This window comes from Alteromonas gracilis, from assembly GCF_043642145.1.
In the GTDB taxonomy this organism is placed as follows: Bacteria; Pseudomonadota; Gammaproteobacteria; order Enterobacterales; family Alteromonadaceae; genus Alteromonas; species Alteromonas gracilis_B.
Window position 1 is genome coordinate 1 of record NZ_JBHZRZ010000030.1, and the last position, 2,367, is coordinate 2,367.

3 protein-coding genes are annotated in these 2,367 nt (G+C 41.7%); all 3 read left to right on the plus strand.

Annotation, left to right across the window (positions count from 1 at the left end):
* Positions 1-94 precede the first annotated feature (94 nt).
* Positions 95-646, plus strand: a complete 552-nt coding sequence (locus tag ACHUFN_RS20115; RefSeq protein ID WP_394224509.1) for a hypothetical protein — start codon at positions 95-97, stop codon at positions 644-646.
* 367 nt (positions 647-1,013) lie between these two features.
* Positions 1,014-1,187 carry a hypothetical protein gene (locus ACHUFN_RS20120; RefSeq protein ID WP_394224510.1) on the plus strand — a complete coding sequence of 58 codons (174 nt, stop codon included), beginning with the start codon at positions 1,014-1,016 and terminating at the stop codon, positions 1,185-1,187.
* Between the two features lie 130 nt (positions 1,188-1,317).
* Positions 1,318-1,476 carry a hypothetical protein gene (locus ACHUFN_RS20125; RefSeq protein WP_394224511.1) on the plus strand — a complete coding sequence of 53 codons (159 nt, stop codon included), beginning with the start codon at positions 1,318-1,320 and terminating at the stop codon, positions 1,474-1,476.
* Positions 1,477-2,367: the final 891 nt, after the last annotated feature.

The window sequence follows — 2,367 nt, forward strand, 5'->3', positions numbered from 1 at the left end:
ATTGGGCTATGTCAGCCCATATGAATACGAAGCGACATACGCTTAACATGGATGTCCACTTTTAGTGGGTAAGACCAATGGCACGGAGATTTAGGTGACTACTGTAATCGTTGCAGATATTTTTGGTAAAACACCAGCTCTTGAAGAGTTGGCAAATATCATTTGTAAGAACTATCTCATCGTCGACCCGTATGACGGTCAATATAAAATGTTCCAAACTGAAAGCGATGCATATGAGTATTTCTCCTCTAATATCGGCTTGGGAAATTACAGCAAGCATTTGATTAACTCGCTAACCAACTTGGATTCTTCTGTAAATCTCGTCGGATTCAGTATCGGTGCTGCTGCCATTTGGAATCTCTCAGAAAGTTTTGCATCTTCACGCATAAAAAAAGCCATATGCTTTTACGGGTCTCAAATAAGAAACAACCGAAAAGTTGTTCCATTATTTCCAGTTACTCTTGTTTTCCCAAAAACAGAAAAACACTTTTCGGTACCAGAATTAATCTCGGAATTGCGCAACACAGAAAGAACCAAAATTAGGCAGGTGCCTTATTTTCATGGTTTTATGAATAAGTGCTCAACGAATTTCAACTTGCAAGGATACGAAAGTGAGCTTCGAACACTTGCGGCTAATGCCATCTAACAAAAAAATCAAGTCACTCACTTCGTTCGCTGGGACGCATACATGCAGGGCGGCTTCGCCATTATGCCCTACATGCCTGCGCCCCTTATTTAAAAGTTATAAGGCGTCAGCCTAAACTGCGTTTGGCTTTATAAAAATCTCAATGCAACTGCCCTTGCCTGTTTTCGTTAGCATCGCTCTGGCTTGTGGTAGGTTTAAATCCGCCGCATTCACTTTAAAGGTGGTGTAATAGGCGCTTTGTCTCCAAATTCTTATTTTCATTCAGCAAGCGCCATTACACTCGATAGCTCAGATGGCGGCTAGCTTCAGCTAAATCAAAAACACTAGTGCACAGTCGTTTTGCTTGTTTGTGTTAACAATCAATCGTATGCTGGCTTCATCAGTTTTTAAAAAGACCAAAGGAACTGGCTCTGCTTCTAACAAAGCGCTCAAGTCCACTCCCTTCGGTCGTTCGGACGCATTTACGCGGGGCGGCTTCGCCATTATGCCCCACGCAACTGCGCCGCTTAGCTTATTGTTATACGTAAATCAGAATGCATGAATATCACAAGATTAAAAAGCCAGTTGTAAAGTTGTTACTAAACAATGGTTACATAGAATGTACAAAGGACACAGAAACGGATTATTGTGGTTCAATGCAATGTATTTATGCTAATGGTAATTCTCGGTTCATGCTGTTTTGGAATGGTGAGGAAGGTTTTGGCGGTGTTGAAAAGTACAAAGGAAATGGGCTATGGGAAATGTTAGAGCCCATTGTTCCAGAGTCAGGGGAAGATCTGTTTCAAAAAAACATATCGGAACTTTTAACTAATATTCAAAGGTTGTTTTAGGGTTTACGTATAACAAACAACTGTTGGCGCTCACTGCGTTCGCTGGGACACTAATACATGGGCTCCCTCGCTTCGCTCGTTATTATAGCCCATGTATTTGTGCCCCAAAGTTGGGCGTTAGTTGCCAATGGAAGGTTCGAATATCAAAGAAGTTAGACAAAGTGTTGAGCTCAAACCCCTTGTACTTATCGCTGTATCAGTCTTATCTATGCTAGTTTGTGCATTAGGAACTTTCGGTATTTATTGGCTTCACAATGGAGGCTTTTTTGCATATGAAGGAGGATATTTTTTAGTTCCTGCTGTTTTTTTAAGCCCTTTCTTCATTCCTCCACTGATTTACTATTTCGTGTATCCAAGGCCGAGAGTAAATAGACTGCTTAGAACACTTTTCCTAATACCATCTTTTCTTTTAACGCTTTGCGTGGTTTATTATTTCTCATTCTATAGATGATTTAACAATGGCAACTAACAAGCCACTCAAGGCGCTCGCGCTGCTCGCTGGGACGCTAACACATGGGCTGCGTCACTTCGTTCCTAATTTTAGCCCATGTATTAGCGCCCCTTAGTGGGGCGTTATAAGGCGTCAGCCTAAACTACGTTTGGCTGTATAAAATAATCAGTTCAACTACCCTCACCAGTTTTCATTAGCATCGCTCTGGCTTTTGGTAGTTTTAATGTCGCCGCTTTAAATCCTGAAGTTGCGCATTAGGCGCTTTATCGCCAAGTTCTTGCTCTCAGCCAGCAAGCGCCAATGCGTTTGTTAGTTCAAATGGCGGCTTGCTTCAATCAAATCAAAAAGATCACTGCACAGTCATTTTGCTTGTTTGTGTTAACAATCAATCGTATGCTGGCTTCATCAGTTTTTAAACAGACCAAAGGAACTGGCACTGC